2 protein-coding genes are annotated in these 3,518 nt (G+C 44.1%); both read left to right on the forward strand.

All coding sequences use genetic code 11. From position 1 onward, the window contains the following. The coding region (locus F6K51_RS35580; protein WP_293030456.1) for a HEAT repeat domain-containing protein at positions 1 to 2,359 on the forward strand (2,359 nt) is incomplete at its 5' end. Between the two features lie 72 nt (positions 2,360 to 2,431). Then, complete coding sequence (locus tag F6K51_RS35585; RefSeq protein WP_293030458.1) at positions 2,432 to 3,409, forward strand: NAD(P)-dependent alcohol dehydrogenase; 978 nt, start codon at positions 2,432 to 2,434, stop codon at positions 3,407 to 3,409. Positions 3,410 to 3,518 lie beyond the last annotated feature (109 nt).

Below are 3,518 nucleotides of genomic sequence, written 5' to 3' on the forward strand. Positions count from 1 at the left end.
GCAATCGGATAAGTTACGGCCTATCCGCAATTTCGAAAATATTGAAGCGATCGCCAAAAACACTGAAGCTACAGCAGGCATTATCCCAGACTTTGACTTAAGGGAATATCAAGAAGCAATCCTAGAAAGCTATGGTAATGTTAAATTAGATAGTTTAGATACCGATGGCTCTGCCTATAATCAACTAAAACTATGGAATATATTTATCCCCCAAAATGTGCGAGAGGTTCATGACTTGATGCCAGAGGCGATTCATGAACTGCCTAAAGATTATTATCAAAAACTGCGAGAGAGTGGTCAACTAGAACAGGAAATTGACCAAAAGGAGCTGGAAAAAGCTAAAAAGCTTTATTATCAACAGCCAATTAAATCGGTATTGGATGTGATCAAGGACTCTCAAAGCTATCGGTATTTGGTGGTTTTAGGAGACCCAGGCTCTGGTAAATCTACCTTGCTGCAATATTTAGCATTGGAGTGGGCAAGAACAGATATAACTACTGCCTTTTCTCTACCAATTCCCTTACTGATTGAATTACGCACCTATATCCGGAATCGCGATAGTGGACAGTGTAATAACTTTTTGGAATTCTGTCATCAAAGCAGTGGAGCAATATGTCATCTCAATCAACATCAAATTCATGACCAGTTAAAAGCTGGTAATGCCTTAGTGATGTTTGATGGCTTGGATGAAGTGTTTGATTTAGGGAAACGAGAAGATGTGATTACGGATATTCATCGCTTTACCAATACCTATCCCAAGGTAAGAGTAATTGTGACATCTCGCGTCATTGGTTATAAACCCCAACGGCTACGGGATGCTGAATTTCGTCATGTTATGCTCCAAGACTTGGAGTCGGAACAAATTCAAACCTTTATCGAGCACTGGCATGAATTAACCTTTACGGATCAAGCCGATAAAGTTAGGAAACGGGAGCGCTTACAAAAAGCAATAGACACATCCTCCCCCATTCGACAACTGGCGCAAAATCCCCTATTACTAACGATGATGGCAATCCTGAATCGCAATCAAGAATTGCCTCGTGACCGTTCTGAACTCTATAACCAATCCTCTCGATTACTGCTCCATCAATGGGATTATGATTATGACCCTTATGGAAATGAGGCAAAGTTAGTCCGTGATATTCGCATTAAAGCTGTAGTAGCAGTAGCCACCCATTGGCAAGACCACCCAGATACCTTGCCCCTACTTCAAGAATTGGCTGGCTCTGATACTGATCTAGATCTGCGAGTTACAGCAATTAAACAGTTAGCTCAAGGTTACAAAGACCACCCAGATGCCTTCGCCACACTTCAAGAATTGGCTCGCTCTGATACTGATTCGTGGGTGCGGCGTACAGCAATTGAACAGTTAGCTCAATGTTACAAAGACCACCCAGATGCCTTCGCCACACTTCAACAATCGGCTCGCTCTGATACTGATCTAGATTTGCGAGTTACAGCAATTAAACAATTAGCTCAAGGTTACAAAGACCACCCAGATGCCTTCGCCACACTTCAACAATTGGCTTGCTCGGATATTTATGTGTTAGTGCGACGTACAGCAATTGAACAGTTAGCTCAAGGTTACCAAGACCACCCAGATACCTTAGCCCTACTTCAACAATCGGCTCGCTCTAATACTGATTCGCGGGTGCGAGCTACAGCAATTGAACAGTTAGCTCAAGGTTACCAAGACCACCCAGATACCTTAGCCCTACTTCAACAATCGGCTCGCTCTGATCCTGATTCGCGGGTGCGACGTACAGCAATTGAACAGTTAGCTCAATGTTACCAAGACCACCGAGATACTTTACCTCTACTTCAACAATCGGCTCGCTCTGATACTAATTGGGAGTTGCGAATTACAGCAATTGAACAGTTAGCTCAAGGTTACCAAGACCACCGAGATACTTTACCTCTACTTCAAGCATCGGTTCGCTCTGATACTGATTCGTGGGTACGAATTACAGCAATTGAACAGTTAGCTCAAGGTTACCAAGACCACCGAGATACCTTCGCCCTACTTCAACAATCGGCTCGCTTTGATACTGATTCGGATGTGCGAGTTACAGCAATTGAACAGTTAGCTCAAGGTTGGCACGATCGCGTAGCGTGGCCTACGGCCAATCAGCCTTGGTTATTTGAATTTTTATGCGATCGCATTCTCCATGACCCCTTTGAGCGTAAGGAACGCTGGGATGACAATCCTCGACAAGCAGCCCTTAAGGCCATCCTCGAATATTATCCTAACCATTTTCAAACCCGATCCTTATTGCAGGATAGAGCAGACCATGACTCCGATCCTAAACTGCGGAAGTTTGCTCAGAAGGAATTAGTCAAATTATCGAGCTTTTCATAGTAATCAAGTATATAGCAATTATCATAGCTATAAAAATTGCTATACATAATAAAACAATTAACCAAAATACCTATGAAAGCAATTCTATACACAAAATACGGATCACCCGATGTTCTTCAGCTCAAAGAAATAGAAAAACCCATCCCTAAGGAGGATGAAGTATTAGTAAAAATTCATAGCGCATCCGCCAATGCAGGTGATTGGCATTTACTCAGAGGAAAACCCTTCATGATCCGCATCATGGGCTTTGGACTCCTAAAACCAAAAAACCAGATACTGGGAGCAGACATAGCAGGGCGGGTTGAAGCCATTGGCAAAAACGTAAAGCAGTTTCAGCCAGGTGATGAAGTATTCGGGAACCTATCCGACCATGGTTTCGGGGGTTTTGCCGAGTATGTATGTGCCAGGGAAAGTGCATTAGTCTTGAAACCCGCCAGTATCACCTTCGAGGAAGTGGCAGCAGTACCGGCAGCAGCACTCACCGCCCTGCAAGGTCTTCGGGACCAAGGGCAGATTCAGTCAGGGCAAAAGGTTTTGATTAACGGTGCCTCTGGTGGTGTCGGTACCTTTGCCGTGCAGATTGCCAAATCCTTCGGGGCCGAAGTGACTGGGGTGTGCAGCACCAGGAATTTAGACATGGTGCGCTCCATTGGTGCAGACCATGTGATTGATTACACTCAAGAAGATGTCACCAAAAATGGTCAGCATTATGACCTAATTCTTGATGCTGCGGCCTATCGTTCCATTTTGGATTACAAGAATATATTAACTCCCAACGGAATTTATGTCTTCGTCGGAGGTTCCACAGCTCAACTTTTCCAACTTATGTTCCTAGGCTCATGGATTTCCATGACCGGAAGTAATAAAATCGTGTCCCTGTTTATGGAACCAAACAAGAAGGATTTGGTTTTTATCAAAGAGCTTCTTGAAACTGGCAAAATAGCACCTGTTATCGATAGACGATACAGCTTAAGTGAGGTGCCTGAAGCTATCAGATATCTTGAACAAGGACACGGGAGAGGTAAAGTTGTAATAACGTTGGAAGATTAGGGAGTAGGGAGTAGGGAGTAGGGAGTAGGGAGTAGGGAGTAGGGAGTAGGGAGTAGGGAGTAGGGAGTAGGGAGTAGGGAGTAGGGAGTAGGGAGTAGGGAGTAGGGAG

It is taken from the genome of Moorena sp. SIO3I8 (assembly GCF_010692325.1).
Lineage (GTDB): Bacteria > Cyanobacteriota > Cyanobacteriia > Cyanobacteriales > Coleofasciculaceae > Moorena.

Excerpts from the sequence above, each read along its gene's own strand:
- F6K51_RS35585 (WP_293030458.1), top strand. The coding sequence starts at position 2,432 with ATGAAAGCAATTCTATACACAAAATACGGATCACCCGATGTTCTTCAG.